The organism is Xylophilus sp. Leaf220 (genome assembly GCF_001421705.1).
Classification (GTDB): domain Bacteria; phylum Pseudomonadota; class Gammaproteobacteria; order Burkholderiales; family Burkholderiaceae_C; genus Xylophilus.
Window position 1 is genome coordinate 178,669 of record NZ_LMKO01000024.1, and the last position, 21,789, is coordinate 200,457.

General features: G+C 70.9%; 21 protein-coding genes. 11 read left to right on the forward strand and 10 right to left on the reverse strand.

Translation table 11 applies throughout. The features are described 5' to 3' along the window. Position 1 precedes the first annotated feature (1 nt). The 3 genes from ASE76_RS16395 to ASE76_RS16405 all read right to left on the reverse strand — a co-directional run bounded on the left by ASE76_RS16395 (position 2) and on the right by ASE76_RS16405 (position 4,947). On the reverse strand, positions 2–1,897 hold the full coding sequence (locus tag ASE76_RS16395; protein WP_055841882.1) for an ExeA family protein: 1,896 nt from the start codon (positions 1,895–1,897) through the stop codon (positions 2–4). Positions 1,898–2,090: 193 nt separating this feature from the next. Beyond that, positions 2,091–2,411 (reverse strand): low molecular weight protein tyrosine phosphatase family protein, encoded by a 321-nt coding sequence (locus ASE76_RS16400; protein ID WP_055841884.1) that lies wholly within the window; start codon positions 2,409–2,411, stop codon positions 2,091–2,093. A 145-nt stretch (positions 2,412–2,556) separates the two neighbouring features. Then, the gene (locus ASE76_RS16405; protein WP_082448665.1) at positions 2,557–4,947 is read right to left on the reverse strand and encodes a catalase; all 2,391 of its coding nucleotides are present in this window, start codon (positions 4,945–4,947) and stop codon (positions 2,557–2,559) included. Between the two features lie 425 nt (positions 4,948–5,372). Here ASE76_RS16405 and ASE76_RS16410 point away from each other — a divergent pair, with 425 nt between their 5' ends. Continuing rightward, positions 5,373–5,816 carry a flavin reductase family protein gene (locus tag ASE76_RS16410; RefSeq protein ID WP_082448669.1) on the forward strand — a complete coding sequence of 148 codons (444 nt, stop codon included), beginning with the start codon at positions 5,373–5,375 and terminating at the stop codon, positions 5,814–5,816. A gap of 218 nt (positions 5,817–6,034) precedes the next feature. Then, positions 6,035–6,739 carry a gamma-glutamyl-gamma-aminobutyrate hydrolase family protein gene (locus ASE76_RS16415; RefSeq protein WP_055841890.1) on the forward strand — a complete coding sequence of 235 codons (705 nt, stop codon included), beginning with the start codon at positions 6,035–6,037 and terminating at the stop codon, positions 6,737–6,739. 19 nt (positions 6,740–6,758) lie between these two features. Here the strand turns inward: ASE76_RS16415 and ASE76_RS16420 are convergent, their stop codons facing one another. The 4 genes from ASE76_RS16420 to minC all read right to left on the reverse strand — a co-directional run bounded on the left by ASE76_RS16420 (position 6,759) and on the right by minC (position 10,675). Next, a complete protein-coding gene (locus ASE76_RS16420) occupies positions 6,759–8,573 on the reverse strand; it encodes a methyl-accepting chemotaxis protein (protein ID WP_055841893.1) in 1,815 nt (604 codons plus the stop codon). A 241-nt stretch (positions 8,574–8,814) separates the two neighbouring features. After that, positions 8,815–9,075: a cell division topological specificity factor MinE gene (gene minE, locus ASE76_RS16425; protein ID WP_055841895.1), complete on the reverse strand. Its 261-nt coding sequence runs from the start codon at positions 9,073–9,075 to the stop codon at positions 8,815–8,817. A gap of 5 nt (positions 9,076–9,080) precedes the next feature. Next, positions 9,081–9,893: a septum site-determining protein MinD gene (minD, locus tag ASE76_RS16430; protein ID WP_055841898.1), complete on the reverse strand. Its 813-nt coding sequence runs from the start codon at positions 9,891–9,893 to the stop codon at positions 9,081–9,083. A gap of 50 nt (positions 9,894–9,943) precedes the next feature. Beyond that, positions 9,944–10,675, reverse strand: coding sequence for a septum site-determining protein MinC (gene minC, locus ASE76_RS16435; RefSeq protein WP_055841901.1), 732 nt, complete (start codon positions 10,673–10,675; stop codon positions 9,944–9,946). A 144-nt stretch (positions 10,676–10,819) separates the two neighbouring features. On the opposite strand from minC, the gene ASE76_RS16440 reads away from it, so the two are divergent. Continuing rightward, entirely contained in the window at positions 10,820–11,746 is a 927-nt protein-coding gene (locus tag ASE76_RS16440) for a DMT family transporter (protein WP_055841903.1), read from the forward strand. Positions 11,747–11,801: 55 nt separating this feature from the next. Here ASE76_RS16440 and ASE76_RS16445 read toward each other — a convergent pair whose 3' ends face one another. Then, positions 11,802–12,623, reverse strand: coding sequence for an aldolase/citrate lyase family protein (locus ASE76_RS16445; RefSeq protein ID WP_055841906.1), 822 nt, complete (start codon positions 12,621–12,623; stop codon positions 11,802–11,804). 126 nt (positions 12,624–12,749) lie between these two features. Then, positions 12,750–14,927, reverse strand: a complete 2,178-nt coding sequence (locus ASE76_RS16450; protein ID WP_082448666.1) for an acetoacetate--CoA ligase — start codon at positions 14,925–14,927, stop codon at positions 12,750–12,752. Positions 14,928–15,133: 206 nt separating this feature from the next. Here ASE76_RS16450 and ASE76_RS16455 point away from each other — a divergent pair, with 206 nt between their 5' ends. From ASE76_RS16455 to ASE76_RS16465, 3 genes are all read left to right on the forward strand, one after another. Continuing rightward, positions 15,134–15,352, forward strand: coding sequence for a hypothetical protein (locus tag ASE76_RS16455; RefSeq protein WP_055841988.1), 219 nt, complete (start codon positions 15,134–15,136; stop codon positions 15,350–15,352). Positions 15,353–15,427: 75 nt separating this feature from the next. Continuing rightward, positions 15,428–15,700 (forward strand): type II toxin-antitoxin system Phd/YefM family antitoxin, encoded by a 273-nt coding sequence (locus tag ASE76_RS16460; RefSeq protein ID WP_055841909.1) that lies wholly within the window; start codon positions 15,428–15,430, stop codon positions 15,698–15,700. Beyond that, positions 15,697–16,026 carry a type II toxin-antitoxin system RelE/ParE family toxin gene (locus ASE76_RS16465; protein ID WP_055841913.1) on the forward strand — a complete coding sequence of 110 codons (330 nt, stop codon included), beginning with the start codon at positions 15,697–15,699 and terminating at the stop codon, positions 16,024–16,026. The genes ASE76_RS16460 and ASE76_RS16465 overlap by 4 nt, the downstream gene beginning before the upstream one ends. Positions 16,027–16,036: 10 nt before the next feature. Here the strand turns inward: ASE76_RS16465 and ASE76_RS16470 are convergent, their stop codons facing one another. Continuing rightward, the gene (locus ASE76_RS16470) at positions 16,037–16,822 is read right to left on the reverse strand and encodes an IclR family transcriptional regulator C-terminal domain-containing protein (protein WP_055841916.1); all 786 of its coding nucleotides are present in this window, start codon (positions 16,820–16,822) and stop codon (positions 16,037–16,039) included. A gap of 197 nt (positions 16,823–17,019) precedes the next feature. On the opposite strand from ASE76_RS16470, the gene ASE76_RS16475 reads away from it, so the two are divergent. The 5 genes from ASE76_RS16475 (at position 17,020) to aroQ (ending at position 21,669) form a co-directional block, all read left to right on the forward strand. Then, positions 17,020–17,937, forward strand: coding sequence for a shikimate dehydrogenase (locus ASE76_RS16475; RefSeq protein WP_055841920.1), 918 nt, complete (start codon positions 17,020–17,022; stop codon positions 17,935–17,937). 30 nt (positions 17,938–17,967) lie between these two features. Continuing rightward, the gene (locus ASE76_RS16480; protein ID WP_055841923.1) at positions 17,968–18,837 is read left to right on the forward strand and encodes a sugar phosphate isomerase/epimerase; all 870 of its coding nucleotides are present in this window, start codon (positions 17,968–17,970) and stop codon (positions 18,835–18,837) included. Between the two features lie 92 nt (positions 18,838–18,929). Further along, positions 18,930–20,258: an MFS transporter gene (locus ASE76_RS16485; RefSeq protein ID WP_055841926.1), complete on the forward strand. Its 1,329-nt coding sequence runs from the start codon at positions 18,930–18,932 to the stop codon at positions 20,256–20,258. Further along, a complete protein-coding gene (locus tag ASE76_RS16490; RefSeq protein WP_055841928.1) occupies positions 20,255–21,124 on the forward strand; it encodes a shikimate dehydrogenase in 870 nt (289 codons plus the stop codon). Before ASE76_RS16485 ends, ASE76_RS16490 begins: the two co-directional genes overlap by 4 nt. 59 nt (positions 21,125–21,183) lie before the next feature. Then, complete coding sequence (gene aroQ / locus ASE76_RS16495; RefSeq protein WP_055841931.1) at positions 21,184–21,669, forward strand: type II 3-dehydroquinate dehydratase; 486 nt, start codon at positions 21,184–21,186, stop codon at positions 21,667–21,669. Positions 21,670–21,789: the final 120 nt, after the last annotated feature.

The window sequence follows — 21,789 nt, forward strand, 5'->3', positions numbered from 1 at the left end:
GTCAGGTTCCGGAAGTCAGGCGCGGCTCGGCCACGCCGGCGGCGCGGTTGAGCAGCATGAAGGTGAGCGGGCCGGCCACGCCGTCGGGCTTGAGGCCCTGTGCCAGCTGGAAGCGGTAGATGCGGGCGCGCCGCTCGGCGGCCGGGGCGTCGGCATTCGCGGCCGCGCCGCCCGGCTGCAGGGCGGCCAGCTGCGCGTCGAGCCAGGTACCGGCCGGGCCGGTGGCGGTCTCGGCCTGCGCGGGCGTGGCGCCGGGCGGGATGCGCCACAGCGTGGTGAAGTCGCCGCGCCACCAGCGGGCCAGTTCGGCCAGCGGGACGCGGCGCGGCGCGCCGTCCACCACCAGGGTGGCGTGCTGCGCATCCAGCCCGGCGAGCGGCACGACCGCGGTGCGGCCGTCGTCGCCCACCAGGGTCAGCAGGCCCGGCCGGTCGATCTGGCGCACCAGGTTCAGGCCGGTGCGGCTGCTGCGAAAGCACGGCAGGCCCTCGCGCGCCAGCGCCGGGCAGGCGGCCCCGGCGGCCAGGCCGTCGGCCGGCACGCCCCAGCCGGCGGCCAGCGCCCGCAGGGCGGCGTCTTCGTCGCGGGGCAGGCCGGGCAGGGCGGCGCGCAGGTCGAAAGGGGCACCGTCGGCCGCCGCCGCGCTGGTCGCCGCCGTCGATCCGTTGCCGGCGGTACCGGTGTCGGCCGCCGACGGTGCAGACGCGGTGGCGGCCACGCCGGTCGCAGCCGACAGGGGCGACGCCGGCACGGCCGATGCCGGCGTGCCCGGACCGGCTTTGGCGCCAGACGTGGCGCCACCCTGTGCCACGGTGCCGGTGGCCGCAACGGCGGCACCGGCTCCCGGCACAACCGCCGTGCCGGCGCCTGCCACCGCCCCGGCCACCGGCGTGCGCCGCGCCAGGTACCAGCCGCCCGCGATGCCGACGCACAGCAGCACCACGGCCGCCACCACCGCCGGGCCGGCCAGCGCGGAGCGCGCAGCGGCCGGCGCCGGTGGTGCCGCAGGTGCGCCGGCGGCCGGAGCAGCGGCCGGAACCGCGGCCGGCCGCGGCGCGGCGGGGGTGCGGCCGGTGGGCTGGAAGAACACCTCGCGCGCCGCCTTGTCGACGATCTGCGCGGTCACCACCCGGGCGCCGGTGGCGTAGCCGCCCAGCAGCGCGCGGTCGCAGAGCAGGTTGATGCGCCGCGGCACGCCCCGCGCGGCGACGTGGATGCGGCGCAGCGCCCCGCGGTCGAACGGCATCGGTCCCTGCAGGCCCGCCACGCCCAGACGGTGGGCGATGTAGTGCTGCGTCTCCACCGGCGTCAGCGCGTCCAGGTGGTAGCGGGCGATCACCCGCTGCGCCAGCTGCTCCAGCGCCGGCTGGGCCAGCATGCCGCGCAGCTCGGGCTGGCCGATCAGCACGATCTGCAGCAGCTTGCGCTCGTTGGTCTCCAGGTTGGTCAACAGGCGCAGCTGCTCCAGCACGTCGGCCGACAGGTTCTGCGCCTCGTCGATGATCAGCACGCTGCTGCGGCCCTGGGCGTGCGCCGCCAGCAGGTACGCGTTGAGCGGGTCGATGTAGTCCTTGACCGTCTCGCCGCCCGGCCCGGCCGGCCGGGTGGCGATGCCGAACTCGCTGCAGACCGACTGCAGCAGCTCGCCCACGGTGAGCTTCGGGTTGAAGATATAGGCGACGTTGCAGGTGGCCGGGATCTGTTCCAGGAAGCAGCGGCAGACGGTCGTCTTGCCGGTGCCGATCTCCCCGGTCAGCAGCACGAAGCCGCCGCCGCTGCCCACCCCGTAGAGCAGGTGGGCCAGCGCCTCGCGGTGGCGCTCGCTCATGTAGAGGTAGCGCGGGTCGGGCGCGATCGAGAACGGGTCCTGCCGCAGGCCGAAGAAAGAGGCGTACATATCGCCCAGAGGATACCGGCAGCGTGCGGCAGCGCGGCTGGCAGGGCCGTTTGCTACATTTTTTATAGCTATCGGCCGGCGCGTAGCGCCGGCTGCAGGCAGTTTCGACTCCCACCCCGATTTGGGCTGGAGGCTGGCAGCAGCGCCGATCGATGCGCAGTTCGGCAGACGACAGGCAGGAAAGCGGAGGCGATCAGCGCAAGTGGCGAGCGACTTTCTGCTTCAACACATCCACCAGCTCAGGCTGCATGTACTGGAAGCGGTCCGGGATGTCCAAACAGACCACTTTCTTGCCTTTCACCGCCGCGGCGAACCGCTGGTTGAGCTTGCTTTTGTGCTGCTTCTCCATCACGAATATCAAGTCTGCCCATTCGATTTGGTCCAGGCTCAATACCTGGTCCGCATCGGGGGCCAGGCCGGCGGACGCGGTCTCAGTGTCGTGCGTTGCGAACAAGGTCTCGGCCGTAGGACTGCGAAGTCTGTTTCGGCTGCAAATGAACAGGATGCGGCGCATGGAAGCTTCAGTCGAAGAGGGGCGGGACAGGCGAAGAACAGGCCCCGGTGACTGTAGCGCCGGCTACCCATAGAAAAAAGCCGCCACCCTTTCGGATGGCGGCTCTGTGCGCGCAGGGCGATGCGGGCGCCTGCGCGCCCGGCGATCACACCAGCGGCGGATCCTGGTCGCGCACCATGTGGCGGTGCTGGGCGATGGCGGCGATGAAGGCGGCGGCGACCTTCTTGGCGTCGGCACCGTCGGCGAACAGCACGCCGGGGTCGGTTTCGCCCGACGGCAGTTCCGGCTTGATGCCGGCCTTGTCGGTCAGGGCCTTCGAGGCGCCCAGCACCAGCAGCGTCTTGCAGTGGCGGTAGGTGTTGACGACGAACTCGGCCGTGTTGCCGACGCGGGCCAGCAGGTCGACGCCGGCCTGGCCGTCGGGCAGCACCACCGCGTCGAACAGCACCGGCGGCGTGTTCTCCAGCGATGCGTCGGCCTCGAGCGTGGTGCCGTCGGCGCACTTCACCGTGCCCAGGCGCGGTGCCACGATACGCGGCACCGCGCCGGCCTCGAGCAGCGCAGCCTGCAGCGCGGCGATCGGCTTGCCGTCCACGCCGTCGGCGGCCAGCAGCGCGATCTTGCGGGTGCGGATGCCGCCGTCGCCGGGGTGGCCGGTGAGCGAGAGGGCCGCCGACATGAGCACCTCGGCCGGGATCGGCGTGTCGATCGCCTTCGGCATGGCGGCGGGCACCTCCATGCCCAGGCCGTCGGCCACGCGCTGGGCCAGTTCGGGCGCCACGTTGACCAGGCCCGAGAGCATGCGCTCGCGGATGGCGGGCACCGTCACCTTCGACAGCTCGAAGCGGAAGCCGGCGACGATGTGCGCCTTTTCCCAATCGGTCTGGCTGCTCCAGAACAAAGTGGCCTGCTGGTAATGCTCGGCGAACTTCTCGGGCTTGCCGCGGACCTTGTCGCCTTCCATCTGTTCGGGAAACGAGACGAAGCCCGCAGCACCCGCCTGGTAGGGCGAGCCGCCCGCCAGCGAGTTGGGCTCGTACGCCACCCGGCCGCGGTGCAGCGCCTGGCGCTTGATGCCGTCGCGCTGGTTGTTGTAGACCGGCACGACCGGCGAGTTGATCGGGATCTCGTGGAAGTTGGCGCCGCCCAGGCGGGTGATCTGGGTGTCCTTGTACGAGTGGATCCGGCCGGCCAGCAGCGGGTCGTTGCTGAAGTCGATGCCCGGGATGACGTGGGCGGTGCAGAAGGCCACCTGCTCGGTCTCGGCGAAGAAGTTGTCGGGGTTGCGGTCGAGCACCATGCGGCCCACGATCTGCACCGGCACCAGCTCTTCGGGGATCAGCTTGGTCGAGTCGAGGAAGTCGAAGCTCCAGTCCTGCGCCTCTTCGGCGGTGAAGACCTGCAGGCCCAGTTCCCACTCGGGGTACTCGCCGGCCTCGATCGATTCCCACAAGTCGCGGCGGTGGAAGTCGTTGTCGGCGCCCTGGATCTTGGCCGACTCGTCCCAGACCAGCGAATGGGTGCCCAGCTTGGGCTTCCAGTGGAACTTGACGAACTTGCTCTGGCCCTGGGCGTTGACCAGCCGGAAGCTGTGCACGCCGAAGCCTTCCATCATCCGGTAGCTGCGCGGAAGGCCACGGTCGCTCATCGCCCACAGCAGCATGTGGGTGGTTTCGGGGCTCAGCGACGCGAAGTCCCAGAAGGTGTCGTGCGCGCTGCCGGCCTGCGGCATGCCGTGGTGCGGCTCGGGCTTGACCGCGTGGACCAGGTCGGGGAACTTCATCGAGTCCTGGATGAAGAACACCGGGATGTTGTTGCCCACCAGGTCCCAGTTGCCCTGGTCGGTGTAGAACTTGACGGCGAAGCCGCGCACGTCGCGCGCGGTGTCGACCGAGCCGCGCTCGCCGGCCACGGTGGAGAAGCGCACGAACACCGAGGTGATCTTGCCCTTCTCCTGGAAGGGCGCGGCGCGGGTCAGGTCGGTGAGCGCGTCGTAGGCTTCGAAATAGCCGTGGGCGGCCGAGCCGCGCGCATGCACGATCCGCTCGGGAATACGCTCGTGGTCGAAGTTGGTGATCTTCTCGCGGAGGATGTAGTCCTCCAGCAGCGTCGGGCCGCGCAGGCCGGCCTTGAGCGAATTCTGGTTGTCGCCGATCGGCACGCCCTGGTTGGTGGTGAGCACCTGACCACCACCGTCGACCCGCACCCGGTCGAGCGAGCCGGCCAGCGCGTTGGTGCCGGGGGCCGCGCCGTTGCCGGTCTTGGCGGTGGGGTTGGCCTCGCTCAGCGTGCTGGCGGTGACGGCGGCGTTGGCCGGCTCCGACGTCTGGCCCTGCGGCGGCATCACCGCGTTGTCGCGTCCGCTGTCTGCGAGCTTGTTCTTGTTGTAGGGCATCGAGGCGACGAGGGCCTGCGTGTCGGCGGCCTGCTGGGCCAGCGGATCGTCGCCGGGGTTGCCGCCCTTGGCCGGGCGGCTGGCGGTGTTGCGGGCCGCGGCCTTGGTGGACGCGTCGGGGGCTTTTTTGGTGGGACTCATGGGATGTTTCGTGGGGTGGAGAAGCAGGAGACGGCCATCGACGCGGCCGCGGAAAGCCTTCCAACATAAGGGTGCGGCCCTGCGCACTGCTGTGGGACAAGATGCCATCCCGTGCAGGACGGCGCCGCACCTGCAGCCGCCTGCGAAACGGCGCGGCCCGGGGCGGCCGCCCCGCCGCGGCAGGGTCGGCATCGCGGCAACCCACGAACGCGCGCAGCCCCCTCCATAATGGCCGTCCCCGGGACCGTGCGCAGTGCCACAGCGGCACCGGCGCCCACCCTTTCCGCCGGTCTTCTCGCTGCCGATCCCCCTTTTCCATCCCCGCAGCCGCATCGCTGCCGATACCCGCCGTGACCTCCACCGCCCCCCTGCGCCAGGCGCGCCACCCCGCTTTCTCGGCGCCCGAGTTCCGCAGTGCGCTGGGCATGTTCGCCACCGGCGTGACGATCGTCACCATGCGCACCGCGGCGGGCGAGCTGGTGGGGCTGACGGCCAACTCGTTCAACTCGGTATCGCTCGCCCCGCCGCTGGTGCTCTGGAGCCTGGGGCAGTCGGCCTCGTCGATGCCGGCCATGGCCGCGGGCACGCACTACGCGGTGCATGTGCTGGCGGCCGACCAGAAGGCGCTGGCCGAGCGCTTCGCCGGGCCCCGGGCCGAGCGCTGGGACGGCGTGGCGTTCCGCGACGGGGTGAGCGGCGCGCCGGTGCTCGACGGCGCGGCGGCCGTCTTCGAATGCTTCAACCGCAGCCGCTACCCCGAGGGCGACCACACGATCTTCGTCGGCGAGGTGGAGGCCTGCAGCCACCGCGCCGGCGCGTCGCCGCTGCTCTACCACGGGGGCCGGTTCTTCACCGAGCATCCGCTGTAGCCGCGCCGCCCGATGCGCGGTGGCGGCCACCCGCACCGGGCGCCGACAGCCCGCCCGGTTGTTTTATAGAGCGAATACGGCTCCAGCCGGCACAGGCAGCCGACAAGCAGCTATCGAATTAATAGCGCCCGCCTGACGCCTTCTTTTACGCCCGAGCGCCTGCGCCCCCGTAAGCTGCTCGGCTCACCCGACCATCCTTCCCCTACCTCCGCACGCCCATGAAGAACCTGCTGATCCTGCGCCACTCGCCTCTCGACGGCCCCGGCAGCCTGGAGCCGTACTTCCGCAACGCCGGCTGGAACATCGAGACGGTCGATGCCGCCCATGCCGACCTCACGGCCATCGACCCGCTGGCCGCCGACCTGGTGATGCCCCTGGGCTCGGCGCTGAGCGTGTACGACGAAGCGCTGTTCCCGTTCATCACCGCCGAGCGCACCCTGCTGGCCAGACGGCTGGAGGCCGACCGTCCGGTGCTGGGCATCTGCTTCGGCGCGCAGCTGATCGCCTCCGCCCTGGGCTGCCGCGTCTTCAAGGCCGCCGAGCTGGAAGTCGGCTGGTACCCGCTGGAGCTGACCGCCGCCGGTGCCGCCTCTCCGCTGCGCGCCCTGGGGCCCGACCGGGCGCCCGCGGTGATGCACTGGCACCAGGACACCTTCGACCTGCCGCCCGGCACCGAGCGGCTGGCCCGCAGCGCCCTGTGCGAGAACCAGGCCTTCGCCCGCGGCACCCAGCTGCTGGCGGTGCAGTTCCACCCCGAGGTGACCCGCAACGGGGTCGAGGCCTGGCTGGCCGACGCCTCGTTCACCCCCACCACCCGCGCCGAGCGGATCGCCTCCATCCGCGCCGGATCGGCCCAGCACCAGGCGACGATGCAGACGCAGATCGCGCTGTGCCTGGACGAGTGGCTGGCCGGGCTGGTGTAGCTGGTCTGGCCCGCGGCCCCTAGAACGACTCCCACTGGTCGTCGTCGCCCCCGGCATGGGCCGGCTGCGGGGCCTTCGACTTGGGTGCCAGCGCAGGTGCTGTCTTTGCAGCCGGCGTGGCAGGCTTCGCAGCCGGCGCCGGCCGCCGGGCGGCGATCTGCGGCGCGGCCGATGCGGTGCGCGGCATGGCAGTGGGTACGACCGCCCGTGCGGCGCGCACCAGCGGCTGTGGCCGTGGCGGCGGGGCGACGACTGCCGGCACCGCGCGGGCCGTGCCCTCGGTCCCGAGCCGAAACACGCCCACCACCTGCGTCAATTGCGCCGCCTGGGCCTGCAGCGACTGGGTGGCTGCGGCCGATTCCTCGACCAGTGCCGCGTTCTGCTGAGTGACCATGTCCATCTGCGTGACCGCCTGGTTGACCTGCTCGATGCCGCCGGTCTGCTCCTGGCTGGCGGCGGAGATCTCGCCCACGATGTCGGAGACCCGCTGCACCCCGGCCACGACCTCGCGGATCGTGGCGCCGGCATCCTCCACCAGCCGGTTGCCCGCGCCCACCTTGGAGACCGAGTCGTCGATCAGCACCTTGATCTCCTTGGCCGCGGCGGCGCTGCGCTGGGCCAGGGCCCGCACCTCGCTCGCGACCACCGCGAAGCCGCGGCCCTGCTCGCCGGCGCGGGCCGCCTCCACCGCTGCGTTCAGCGCCAGGATGTTGGTCTGGAAGGCGATGCCGTCGATCACTCCGATGATGTCGACCACCTTGCGGGACGACACGTCGATCGCACCCATGGTGTCGACCACCTCGCCCACGACCCGGCCGCCGCGCACCGCCATCTCGCAGGTCGAGAGCGCCAGCTGGCTCGCCTGGCGGGCGTTGTCCGCGTTGTGGCGCACGGCGGAGGTCAACTCCTCCATCGAGGCGGCCGTCTGCTGCAGCGCGCTGGCCTGCTCCTCGGTGCGGCTGGAAAGGTCGAGGTTGCCGCTGGCGATCTCGGCCGAGGCGGTGGCGATCGCGTCCGAGCCGGAGCGCACGTCGCCCACGATGTGGGAGAGCCGGGCGTTCATGCCTTGCAGCGCCGCCATCAGCTGCGAGGTCTCGTCGCGGCCGGCGGTGGCTGCGGGATCGGTCGAGGCGCTCAGGTCGCCGGCCGCCACCTTCTCGGCGACGTCCACCGCACGGGCCAGCGGCAGGGTGATGCCGCGGGCCAGCAGCCAGGCGATGGTGCAGCCCAGCAGCAGCAGCGCGATGCCCAGCGCGACGATGACGTTGCGGCTGTGCTCGTAGCGCTGCTGGATGTTGGTGGCCAGCATGTCCATGGTGGCGCGCTGCGCGGCCAGCAGCCTGTCGAGCTTTTCCAGGTAGCCGGCGGTCACCGGCACGAACGTGTCCTTGAACATCGCGTCGGCTTCCTGCGCCTGGCCGGCGACCTTGGCCTTGATGACCGTGTCGCGGGCGGTCAGGTAGGCCTGGCGCGCGGTGCTGATCTCGGCGAAGAGCGCCCGCTCCTCGGGCGAGTTCAGCAGCTCTTCGATCGCCTTGACCTTCTTGGCCGCGTCTTCAGACGACTTGCGCGAGGTGTCGGCGAAATAGGTGCCGAGCGATGCGTCCGAGCTGCGGGCGATGGCGGTGGTGCGCTGCGCGGCCGCCTGGATCAGGCCGTACCAGTCGGACACCAGCCGCTCCTTGGCCAGCGGCAGCGCCATCATGTCGCGGGTGTCCTGGGCGGTCTGCGACAGGCGCCACGCGCTGAAGCCGAGGACCGCGACGGCCAGTGCCAGCACGCCGGCGAAGCCGAGAAGCAGCCGTTGGCCGATGCGGAGATTGCGAAAGTTCATCTTGGAGGCTTGTTGGGAGAGGGGCGCGGGAAGGAGGATGTCCCTGCTATATCGGCCTTCGGCGCGGAGTGTTGAGCGGACTTACAACTTGCCCCCCGGACGCAGCCATGCCACGGAACCATCCGACGCCGTGCCCTTCGGCGGAAGCGGTGGAGCGCGGCAGGCGCCGCTGCGCCCAAACGACGAAGCCGCCGGCACCGGAGGCCCGGCGCAGGCGGCTTCGTCGCGAAGGGCAGCGCGCTTACTTCGCTGCTTCCGGCAGCTCGATCTTGACTTCGAGCACGTCGAAGTTGTCCTGGTGCTCCAGGTTGACCTTGATGTCGTTGGGATTGATGGACACGTACTTGGAGATGACGGCGATCAGTTCGCGCTGCAGGTCGGGCAGGTAGCTGGGCTTCTTGCTGCTGCCGTTGCGTTCGTGCGCCAGGATGATCTGCAGACGCTCCTTGGCCACGCTGGCCGTCTTCTTCTTCTCCCCCAGGAGGAAGCCGAGCAGAGACATGTGCCTTACCTCCCGAAGATGCGCTTGAAGAAGCCGGGCTTCTGCGCATCGACGAAACGCATCGGCTGGTCCTCGCCGAGGAAGCGGCTGATCACGTCCTTGTAGGCTTCCGACACGTCGGTGCCCTGGGCGTGGATCGCGGGCGTGCCCTGGTTGGACGACTGCAGCACCGTCTCCGATTCGGGGATCACCCCGATCAGCGGGATGCGCAGGATGTCCTGGATGTCCTGCAGCGACAGCATGTGGCCGTCCTCGACCCGGTTGGGGTTGTAGCGGGTGATCAGCAGGTGCTCCTTGATCGGCTCCTTGCCCTCCATCGCGCGCTTGGTCTTGGAGCCGAGCATGCCCAGGATGCGGTCGGAATCGCGCACCGAGGAGACCTCGGGGTTGGTCACCACCAGCGCCTCGTCGGCGAAGTGCATCGCCATCAGCGCGCCGGTCTCGATGCCGGCGGGCGAGTCGCAGACGATGTAGTCGAAGCCCTGGGCGGCCAGGTCCTTGAGCACCCGCTCGACGCCGTCCTGCGTGAGGGCGTCCTTGTCGCGGGTCTGCGAGGCGGCCAGCACGAACAGGTTGTCGCACTGCTTGTCCTTGATCAGCGCCTGGTGCAGGTTGGCTTCGCCGTGGATCACGTTGATCAGGTCGTACACCACGCGGCGTTCGCAGCCCATGATGAGGTCGAGGTTGCGCAGGCCGACGTCGAAGTCGATCACTGCGGTCTTGAAGCCGCGCAGCGCGAGGCCGGAGGCGAAACTGGCGCTGGTCGTGGTCTTGCCCACGCCGCCCTTGCCGGAAGTCACCACGACGATCTTGGCCATGTGTTGCTGTCCTTCGGTTGAAGAGATATTGAGTGAATGCGGTCGCGCGGTCAGAGCGCCTCGATGACGAGCTTTTCGCCGACGAGCTGGATTTTGGCCGCCCGGCCGGCGATGTCGGCCGGCAGCGGCACTTCGGTCGTGCGGTAGATGCCGGCGATCGAGACCAGCTCGGGCTCCATGCAGGTCGCGAAGATGCGCGCCTGGGTGTTGCCCCGGGCGCCGGCGATCGCCTTGCCGCGCAGCGGCGCGTAGACGTGCACGTTGCCGTCGGCGATCACCTCGGCGCCGTTGCTGACCGCGGCCAGCACGATCAGGTCGGCGTTGCGGGCGTAGACCTGCTGGCCGGAGCGCAGCGGCCGGTCGATCACCATCGTGGCCACTGCGGCGGGCACGGGCGGTGCCAGCGGCGCCGGCGGGCGCTGCGCCGCCTCGCGGGCGGGCGGGGGCAGCGGCACGTCGGGCGCCTCGGCCAGACCTGCGGCACGCGCCGCGGCCAGTTGCGGGCCGACCGCGCCGCGCACCGCCACCGGCACCACGCGCAGCCGGCGCAGCATCGCGACCAGGGCCACGAAATCGACGGCCGCGGCGCCTTCGCCCAACTGGGTCAGGTCGACGATGACCGGGTCCTGGTCGAAGAAATCGGGGGATTCCTGCAGCCGCCGGTCGAGCTCGGCGGCGAGCGCCGCGAGGTCGGGGGTCTTGAGCACCACGGCCAGCAAAGGCAGAGTGGCGCTTTTCAGCTCGAAGCTGGCGCGAGCAGAGCCTGGTGATACGGCGGCCATGGAGGTGCGGTTTTGCAAAGTGAGCGAGTTTAGCGTGCAGGTGTGCGCCTACAAGCGTGGGCGGCCGGGCTTACCGATGGGTACATCTGCCCCGCTGTCGCCCGCAGGCCAGGGGCGGCGCGGGCCGCTTCCGATAATCGCCGCATGCCCCACACCGCCCGCCATGCCCACCTCGATGCCCGGGCGGTCGCCCTCCTGCTGGCCTGCTGCATGTTCTGGGGCTTCCAGCAGGTGCTGGTGAAGGCCACGGTGTCCGAGGTGGCGCCGGTGTTCCAGGCGGCGCTGCGCTTCGCCCTGGCGCTGGTGCTGCTGTGGGGCTGGTGCCTGTGGCGCAAGGTGCCGCTGTGGCAGCGCGACGGATCGCTGGGCCCGGGCCTGCTGGCCGGCGCGCTGTTCGCGGGCGAGTTCGCCTGCGTCTACACCGGCCTGCAGTTCACCCATGCCTCCCGGCTGACGGTCTTCCTGTATGCGTCGCCCTTCTGGGTGGCGCTGCTGCTGCCGCGCTTCGTGCCGGGCGAGCGGCTCCGCGGCGCGCAGTGGGCGGGCCTGGCCTGCGCCTTCTGCGGCGTGCTGCTGGCGCTGGCCGACGGCGGCGCGGCGCACTCGGCCCGGCAGTGGCTGGGCGACGGGCTGGGCCTGCTGGCGGGCATTTTCTGGGGGCTGACCACCGTCACCATCCGCTCCACCCGGCTCGGCCGCACCGCGCCCGAGAAGCAGCTCTTCTACCAGGTGGCCGTCTCGACCGCGATGTACCCGGTGCTCTCGCTGGCGCTGGGCGAGCCCTGGCGCTGGGATTTCAGCGGCTTCGCGCTGCTCTCCATCGGCACCCAGGCGGCCGTGGGCGCCTTCGCCAGCTACCTGGCCTGGATGTGGCTGCTGGCGCACTACCCGGCCACCCGCATCTCGGTCTTCGTATTCCTGACGCCGGTGTTCGCGCTGCTGGCCGGCGTGCTGTGGCTGCACGAGCCGCTGACGGCCGGCTTCGTCGGCGCGCTGGCGCTGGTGGCCGCGGGCATCGTGCTGGTCAACCGGCAGCCGCGGGCGGCGCTGGCCTCGGTGCCGCCGCCGTGAGGCCCGCAGGCGCTCCGACCGCCCGCATCGCCGCCGTCACTGCCGCCGCGGTTTCCTAGTAGCTGCTGGCGGTACCGGCGCCCGCAGAAGCACCGGCCCGAAAGCGCTGCGCCGCACCGTCGGCGCCGTTGCGCAGGATCAGCAGGTCCATCGCCACCGCCACGAAGAGCGCCCCGGCCGCCAGGCATTCGCGGGCCCGCACCTCGTCGACCATCAGGATGCCCGGCGCCTTGCCGCAGGCGCGGATGCGGCGGATCGCGTCGTCGATCGCGGCGCGCACCTCCGGATGGCCCGGGTTGCCCGCATGGCCCATGCTGGCCGACAGGTCCGACGGTCCGATGAAGATCCCGTCCACCCCCTCGACCGCCGCGATCGCCTCGATCTCCGCCAGCGCCTCCCGGGTCTCCACCTGCACCAGCACGCAGATCTCCCGGTGCGCCTCGGCCACGTAGCCGGCGGCCCGGCCGAAGTTGGCGGCCCGCACCGAGCCGCCCATGCCCCGGATCCCGTCCGGCGCGTAGCGGGTGGCGGCCACCGCGGCCCGCGCTTCGCCGGCGTTCTGCACGAAGGGCAGCAGCAGCGTGCGGGCGCCGATGTCGAGGTAGCGCTTGATCAGCACCGCGTCGTTCCACGCCGGCCGCACCACCGCCGCCGTCGGCCGCGCCGCATCGGCCGGCACCGCGGCGGCCACCGCCTGCAGCTGCTGCAGCATCAGCGGCACGTCGCTCGGCGTGTGCTCGGTGTCGAGCAATACCCAGTCGTAGCCGGCCCCGGCGACCAGCTCGGTCGCGTAGGGCGAGGCCAGGACCGACCACAGGCCGATCTGCGGCCGGCCGGCGGCCAGGGCGCGTTTGAAGGTGTTGGGTGGTAGGGACATGGTTCGCGATCGAAGGTGAGAGGGCAACAGGACGTGGATGTCCTTGTCGGGGATACCGTGGATCCGGCTTCGCAAGTCCACCGGTGTCGAGCCCGGCGGGGGTGGGCGGAGCGACACGCAGTGCGCTCAGCCTGGAGGCGCGTTCCTCTCTTTGGCCAGCTCCACATACCAGTCCAGGCTGTCCGGATCGGCCATCGCCGCGCGGTTCACCACCTTCTCGGGCGGCTGGCCGAGCAGCAGCTTCTTGACCGGCAGCTCCTGCTTCTTGCCGGTGAGGGTTCTCGGGATGGCGCGCACTTGGTAGACGGCGTCGGGCACGAAGCGGGGCGAGAGCGCAGCGCGGATCGCACCGGCGATTTTCTGCTGCAGCGCGTCGTCCAGCACCAGGCCCTCGCGCAGCACCACGAAGAGCGGCATCCAGCTGTCGCGGCCCAGGTATTCCAGGTCGACCACCATCGAATCGAGCACCTCGGGCAATGCCTCGACCGCGCGGTAGATCTCGCTGGTGCCCATGCGCAGGCCGTGACGGTTGATGGTGGCGTCGCTGCGGCCGTAGATGGTGCAGCCGCCGTCTGCGCCGATGCGGATCCAGTCGCCATGCCGCCAGACGCCGGGGTAGGTGTCGAAGTAGCTCGACAGGTAACGCGCGTTTCCCGCGTCGTTCCAGAAGTACAGCGGCATCGACGGGATCGGCCGGGTGCAGACCAGCTCGCCCACCGCGTCCTGCACCGGCCGGCCCTGCGCGTCCCAGGCCTCGACCGCATGGCCGATCTGGCGGCACTGCATCTGGCCCGGCACCTGGGGCAGCTCGCGGTGGCCGCCGACGAAGGCGCCGGCGAAATCGGTTCCGCCCGAGATGTTGCACCAAAACACTTCGCCCGCCCCCCAGCCTGCGCGCTGCGCGTCTTCGGCACCCCCCCTGCCGGGTGGCGGGCCGGCCGCTTCGGGCGGCCGTGCGCTGCGGCCCTCTGGAAGGGGAGCGGCGGATGCGCCTGCTTCGGCAGCGGCGGCATAGACCTGCGCCATCTGCTCCGACCCCCAGCGCTGCACCTCTTCCGACAGCGGCGAGCCGGTGGAGCCGAGCGCCCGGACGCGGGAGAGGTCGCCGCAGTCGCGCAGCACCACGCCCGCCTTCATGCACTGGCTATAGAACGCGGCGCCGGCGCCGAAGAAGGTGACGCGGTGGCGGGCGGCGAAGCGCCAGAGGGTGCTCCAGTCGGGCGCGTCCTTCGGGCCGCCGGGGTTGCCGTCGAAGATGCAGGCGGTCGCGCCGCACACCAGGCCGCCGACCTGGGTGTTCCACATCACCCAGCCGGTGGAGCTGTACCAGTGGAAGCGCTCGCCCCGGTGGTTCGGGTCGTAACTGGCGCCCACGTCGTTGTGCAGCCCGACCGCGTGCAGCGTCAGCAGGATGCCGCCGTGGCCGTGCACGATCGGCTTGGGCAGGCCGGTGGTGCCGCTGGAGTACACGATCCACAGCGGATGGTCGAAGGGCAGCCAGGCCGGCTCGAACGCGTCGGTTTCGGCATCGTTTCGGGCGGTAGCCGGCACCAATGGCCGACCATCAGCTATTCTTTTGGTAGCAAACGGCGTTTCGAGCACCAGCAGGTGCTCCACCGTGGGCAGCGCGGCGCGCAATTCCTGCACCGTGGCGCTGCGGTCCATCGCGCGGCCGGCGTAGAACACGCCGTCCACCGCGATCAGCACCTTGGGCTCGATCTGCCGGAACCGGTCGGCCACGGCCGAGGTGCCCATGTCGGGTGCGCAGACGCTCCACACCGCGCCGAGGGCGGCGCAGGCCAGCAGGCAGACGATCGCCTCGGGCACGTTGGGCAGGTAGGCGGCCACCCGGTCGCCCGGCACCACGCCCAGGTCGCGCAGGGTGAGCGCCAGCGACGCCACCTGGCGGCGCAGTTCGGGCCAAGACAGTTCGCGCACCCGGCCCTGCTCGTCGTCGCTCACGATGGCCGGCACCCCCGCTGCATCGGCCGCCGCCACGTGCCGCAGCACCTGCCGGGTGTAGTTGACCTGCGCGCCCGGGAACCAGACGGCGCCGGGCATCCGGTCGTCAGCCAGCACCGTGGTGTGGGGCGTGGGCGACTGCAGCTCGGCATGCTCCCAGATGCTTTGCCAGAAGGCGTCGAGGTCGGTCACCGACCAGCGCCACAGCGCGTCGTAGCCGTCGAAGCGCAGGCCGCGGGTGGCCTCGAGCCAGTCCTGATAGAGGCGGATGCGGGGAACGAAGGGCGGGGCCGGCAGGGCGGAGGCAGAAGCGAAGGCGGCAGGCGGTGTCGTCAGGGGCATGGCCCGCAGGCTATGCGCCCCGGCCCGGTCGCGCTATCGCACAAACGACAGCTTGACGGCCCGGCCGCGCCGGGTTGTCGGCCTGGGCTGACGGCAGGTCGCCGCCGCCGCCGCACCTGGCCCCCGTTTTCTTTGGCACCATGTGGTCAGGTCAGCTCCTGGCTTCCGCGCACCTGCGCCGTCCCCCGAAAACCAACGACACCAAGATGAAGACCATCGACGAAATGCTGAACCTGGACCTGCTCACCCCCGACCAGCACAGCGAAATCAGCCAATGGATCGCGCGTTCCGCCTCCCCCGAAGAGATCCTGCAGATGCCCGCCCCGCTGTGGGCCGCCGTGGAGCGCGCCAGCAAGACGATGGGCATCGACGAGGACCTGCTGCGGCCTCCGGCGTTCGATGCGGGGAATGCCGTGCCGGGTTGAAGAGCCGCAGCGCGCAGCCGCCGCAGTAGACCGAATTCGGTCTACCATCGGTCCTACCGCTTTCGGAGAAACCGCATGAAACTGTCCACCCAGGTCAAACCCATCAGTTACCTGAAGAGCCATGCGGCCGACATCGTGAAGGATCTGGCCGAGAGCCGCGAGCCGATGCTCATCACCCAGAACGGCGAAGCCAAGCTGATCGTGATGGACGTGCGTTCCTACGAAGAACAGGCGCAGACGGTCGCGATGCTGAAGATCCTGGCACTGGGCCACCGGGACATCGAATCGGGCAACTTCCGGCCGGCCGAAGACGTGTTCTCGTCGCTGGACCAGGACGAGGGCCGATGAGCCTGCAGGTCGTATTCCTCGCATCGGCCGAATCCGATCTGCAGGATCTGAGGAGCTACGTCCTCCACCATTTCGACCGCGAGACCTGGCGCACCAGCTACGGCAAGATCAAGGACGCCGTTGCGCGGATCCGGCACCATCCCTATGCAGGCAAGGTTGTTCCCGAACTGGAGCGACTCGACATGGTCCAGTACCGTCAGGTGCTGGCCGGCAAGAACCGCATCGTCTACGAGGTAAGGGCCGACACCGCCTACATCCACCTCGTCTGCGACACGCGGCGCGACCTGCAGGGCCTGCTGATGCGGCGTCTGATGCGGTCTTCCTAGCCGCCCCGCCTCACACCAGGCTCCGCATCGCCTGTGCCGTCTCCCGCAGCACCGGCAGCACCCGGGCGACCGCGTCCTCGGCCTTTTCCTGGCCGATCGGCATGGTCACGTTGAGGGCGCCGATCAGCTGGCCGTGGCGGTCGCGCAGGGGAACCGCCACGCCGCGGGAGTTGAGGTCCAGCTGCTGCTCCGACAGCGCCCAGCCGCGCTCGCGGATGCGGACCAGTTCTTCCCGCATCCGCTCCTTGCTGGCGATGGTGTGGGAGGTGAAGACGCGCAGTTCGCGGCTGGCCAGCCAGCCCTCGAGCGCGGCGGGTTCGCGTAGGGCCAGCATCATCATGCCGGCGGCGGTGACCTGGGCCGGCACCCGCGCGCCCAGCACGTAGCCGGTGTTCATGTTGCGGTTGGGGCCGTTGCGGGCGATGTAGACCACCTCGTCGCCGTCGGCCACGCTCAGGTAGGCCACCTCGTGGGTGCCGGCGGCCACCCGCTGCAGGAAGGGCTGCACGATCCGCGGCAGCCGGGCCGATTCCAGGTACGACTGGCCCAGCCGCAGCACCCGCGGCGTGAGCCAGAACAGCTTGCCGTCGCCGGCGACGAAGCCCAGGTGGCGCAGGGTGAGCAGGTGGCGGCGGGCCGCGGTGCGGGTCATGCCGGTGCGCTCGCCGGCCTCGCTGGCGGTCATGCGGGGGTGGGCGTCGTCGAAGGCCTCGATGACCTGCAGGCCCCGCTCCAGGCCGGCGATCCAGTCGCGGCGGTCGAGGCCCTCGGGTGCGGAGGTGTCGTCGGTAGGCATGGCGGTATCGTGGCGTCGGGCGCTGCCGGTCGGCGGTCGCACGGCTCAGGTAAAACCCCGATTCTGTGCGATTGTCGCACCGCGGCGTTCGATCATCGATCAGCGCAGTGGGCAGGAGGCTCCGTGCAGAGCCCTCCCGCCCTCACCATCCACCCCGGTGCCGTGCCCCGTGCCCGCACCCCACCTAGGCCCTGCCCATGTCCTCCATCCAAGGTTCCACCGCCCTGTACCTGCTGCCCGGCGATCCGGTCACGAACGTGCGCCTGCCGCGCATGTTCAACGAGGTGTTCGCGCGCCACGGCATCGACGCGGTGATGGTGCCGGTGCAGGTACCGGTGCGCGACATCGCGCTGTTCATGCGCGGCGCCTTCCTGGGCGCCAACGTGCGCGGCATGGCGATCGCGCCGCCGCACAAGCCGCGGGTGCTGGACCTGCTCGACCGCTTCAGCATCGTCGGCCGCGCGGCCCGCTCGGTGAACGCGGTGCGGCGCACCGACAACGGCCAGCTGGAGGGCGACCTGTTCGACGGCGAGGGCTTCACCGCCGCGCTGGAGCATTTCGGGATCGCCTGGCGGGACCGGAGGGTGCTGGTGCTGGGCGCGGGCGTGAGCGCCGCGGCCATCGGCCTGGCGCTGGCCGACGGCGGCGCGGGCAACCGGGCCGCGCGCATCGCCTTCTATGACCCCACCGCCGGCAAGGCCGCGGGCCTGGCGGCGCAGCTCGACAGCTTCTTCGACGCCGAGGTGGTGCCGGTCGATGCGCCCGATCCGGCCGGCTACGACCTGGTCGTCAACGCCACCCCGCTCGGCCTGGAGGCGGGCGACGCCGCGGCCTGCGACGTGTCGCGGATGGAGCCGCACGCGGCCGTCTTCGACATCCTGCTGCGCGGCCAGCCCACGTCCCTGGTGCAGGCGGCCCGCGCACGCGGCCTGCAGGCCCAGCCCGGCTACGAGATGCTGGTGGCGCAGATGCCCTACTACCTCGACTACTTCGGCCATGCCGAGGCGGCGCAGGGCGTGCGCGAAGACGCCGACTACCTGCGCCGCATCGTCTACCCCCCGGCCCTGCACGGCGAGATCCACGCGCCGCGCGGCCCGGCCGCCGGGGCCGCCTGAGCCTTTTCCTTTTTCCATCGCCCGTTCTCCATGACCATCGCCTCCGACCGCTTCGGCTTCAACACCGTCACCCTGGGCGGCAGCCTGGCGCACAAGCTGCACTGCATGCGCGCGGCCGGCTTCGCGGGCGTGGAGCTGTGGGCGCGCGACCTGATCGGCCACCCCGAGGGCGTGGCGGCGGCCGCCGCGCTGGTGCGGGCCAGCGGCCTGCGGGTCACCGATTTCCAGCCGCTGCGCGACTTCGAATGCGCCCCCGAGGCGATGCGCGCCCACCGGCTGGAGATGGCCGGGGAGCAGTTGCGCCAGATGGCCCTGGTGGGCGCCGACCTGCTGCTGGTCTGCTCCACCACCAGCCCGCTGGCCACCGACGACCCGGCGCGCGCCGCCGAGGACCTGCGCGCGCTCGGCACCTTGGCCGCGCCGCTGGGCATCCGCATCTGCTACGAGGCGCTCTCCTGGGGCCGGCATGTGCAGCGCTGGCAGCAGGCCTGGGACATCGTGCAGCGCTGCGACCATCCGGGCGTGGGTCTGAACCTCGATTTCTTCCACATGGCGGTGCACGGCGACGATGCGCCGGACGCGATCCAGGCCCTGGCGCAGGTGCCCGCCGAACGCATCTTCCTCGTGCAGTTGGCCGACTATTTCTATCCCTTCGGCCCCACCGCCGCCGACCACATGGAGCTGGCCCGCCACCAGCGCCTGTTCCCCGGCGAAGGCCTGCACGACGTGCGGCCGCTGGTGCGGATGCTGGAGGCGGGCGGCTACCGCGGCGACTACACCTTCGAGGTGTTCAACGACGACTACGTCAACTCCGACCCGCTGGCGATCGCCCGGCGGGCGATGGATGCGGTGCGGTGGATCGCGCGGGGCTTGCCCGACGGCGCGGCTGCGGCCCGCTGAACGAAGACGCCGCCCGCACGCACGCACGCCCCCACGACGCTCCGCATTTCGCTTTCCCCTCCCTCACCACAACAAGCCAGGAGACCTGCACCATGTCTGCAACCGCATCCCGCCCCGCCGCCGCGGCGGAACCCGATACCGGCAAGCGGCCCGCCAAGGCGGCCCTCGCCAGCTGGATCGGCAGCGCCGTCGAGTACTACGATTTCTTCATCTACGGCACCGCCGCCGCGCTGGTGTTCGGCAAGATCTTTTTCCCGTCGTTCGAGCCCAAGCTGGCCAGCATCGCCGCCTTCGCCACGTTCGGCGTGGCCTACATCACCCGGCCCTTCGGCGCGCTGGTGCTGGGCCATATCGGCGACAAGTTCGGCCGCAAGAAGGTGCTGACCTTCACGCTGCTGCTGATGGGCGTCTCGACCTTCTGCATCGGCCTGCTGCCCACTTACGAGCAGATCGGCATCGCCGCGCCGCTGCTGCTGGTGCTGATGCGCCTGCTGCAGGGCATCTCGGCCGCGGGCGAGCAGGCCGGCGCCAACTCGATGACGCTGGAGCACTCGCCGCCGCACCGCCGCGCGTTCTTCACCAGCTTCACTTTGTCGGGCACCCAGGCCGGGCTGATCCTGGCCACGCTGGTGTTCATCCCGATCTCGGCCCTGCCCGAGGACCAGCTGCTGTCCTGGGGCTGGCGCATTCCGTTCCTGCTGAGCGCGGTGGTGGTGGCGGTCGGCTTCTGGGTGCGCCGCACCCTGCCCGAGACGCCGGCCTTCCAGAAGGAAGAGCAGAAGTCGCACGACAAGGCCCGCATGCCGGTGGTCGACCTGTTCCGCTCGCATGCCAAGGACGTGCTGCGGGTCGTCTTCGCCGCGCTGGTGTCGGTGGTCAGCACCATCTTCAGCGTGTTCACCCTGTCGTACGCGGTCAACACGATGCACATCCCGCGCGCCACGATGCTCACCGTGCTGGTGCTGGCCAACGTGGTGGCGCTCGGCGCGATCCCGCTGTGGGCCACGCTGTCGGACCGCATCGGCCGCAAGCCGGTCTTCGTCTTCGGCGCCCTCGGCTCGGCCGCGCTGATCTGGCCCTACATGTGGGCGATCAGCACCGTCAACCTGCCGATGGTGTTCCTGTTCGGCCTGCTGCTGTCGGGCGTGGTCTACAGCGCGGCCAACGGCGTCTGGCCGTCGTTCTACGGCGAGATGTTCAACACCCGGGTGCGGCTGTCGGGCATGGCGATCGGCACCCAGATCGGCTTCGCGCTCGGCGGCTTCGCGCCCACGATCAGCGCGGCGATCATCGGCGAAGGCCCCAACGGCTGGGTCCCGGTGGCGGTCTTCACCGCCGTCGCGGCCACCGTCTCGGCCCTCGCGGCCCTGTCGGCGCGCGAGACCTACCGGGTGCCGATGGAACAGCTGGGCCGCCCATGAGTGCGGACGCCACGACCGCTGCCGCCGCGCCGCCGCTCAGCGGCAAGACCACGCTGATCGCCCACATCGGCTGGCCCACCGAGAGCTTCAAGGCGCCCCTGATCTACAACCCCTGGTTCGCCCGCCAGGGCCTCGACGCCTGCGTGGTGCCGATGGGCGTGAAGCCCGCGGAGTACCGCGCCTTCTTGCCGCTGCTCTTTCGCATGTCCAACATCCGCGGCGCGCTGGTCACGATGCCGCACAAGGTCACGACGATGGACCTGGTGGACGAGGCCACGCCCACCGCCCGCATCGCCGGTGCCGCCAACGCGGTCCTGCTGCGGCCCGACGGCACGCTGCTGGGCGACCAGTTCGACGGCGCCGGCTTCGTGCGCGGCGTGGCCCGCAAGGGGCACCGGCTGGAGGGCGGCAGCGCGCTGGTCTCGGGCAGCGGCGGCGTGGGCTCGGCCATCGCCGCGTCGCTGGCCGCGGCCGGCGTCGCCCGGCTCGGGCTGTTCGACCTGAACACCGCCTCGTGCGAGGCCCTGGCCGCGCGGCTGCGGGCGCATTACCCGCAGCTGGAGGTGGCGCTGGGATCGAACGACCCGGCCGGCTTCGACCTGGTCGTCAACGCCACGCCGCTCGGCATGCGCGACGACGACCCGCTGCCCTTCGACGTGGACCGCATCGCCCCGGCCACCTTCGTCGGCGAGGTGGTGATGAAATCGACCTGGACCCCGCTGCTGCAGGCCGCGCGCGCCAAGGGCTGCCCGGTGCAGGTGGGCACCGACATGCTCTTCGAGATGATCCCCGCGTACCTGGAGTTCTTCGGCTTCGGCACCGCCACGCCGGAAGAACTGCGCGCGGTGGCGCTGCTGCCGTCGTAGCCGCAGGCCCGCCGCCGCGGCGCGCGCAGAGGCGCTAACCTCGGCGCCTGCCTTTTTCGATGTCCACCTTCCTTCCATTCCTGTCCATCGGCACGCCTGTGAAAACCATCCTTGTCCTGAACGGCCCCAACCTGAACCTGCTCGGCACCCGCGAGCCCGCGGTGTACGGATCGGCGACGCTCGCCGACGTCGAGCGCCTGTGCCAGGAGGCCTGCGCCGCCCACGGCTTCGCACTCGATTTCCGCCAGAGCAACCACGAAGGCGTGCTGGTCGACTGGCTGCACGAAGCCGGCCGCGCCGAGGCCGCCGGCACCCTGGCCGGCGTGGTCTTCAACGCCGGGGCGTACACGCATACCAGCGTGGCGCTACACGACGCGATCAAGGGCGCCGGGGTGTCGGTGATCGAGCTGCACATCTCGAACGTGCATGCGCGGGAGGCGTTCCGGCACCACTCGTATCTGTCGCCGGCGGCGAAGGCGGTGATGGCGGGGTTCGGGGTGAAGGGGTATGGGTTGGCGATCGCGGGGGTGGCGGGGCTGGGGTGAGGGCCGCGCTGCCTTGCCCCCTCTCCCCCTGGGAGAGGGCGGGGGTGAGGGCCGCACCCGGCTTTTGTGTGTCGCTGCTGCTTGTCGCTGGGCTGCGGCTTTCGGGTCCGGAGGCGGGGG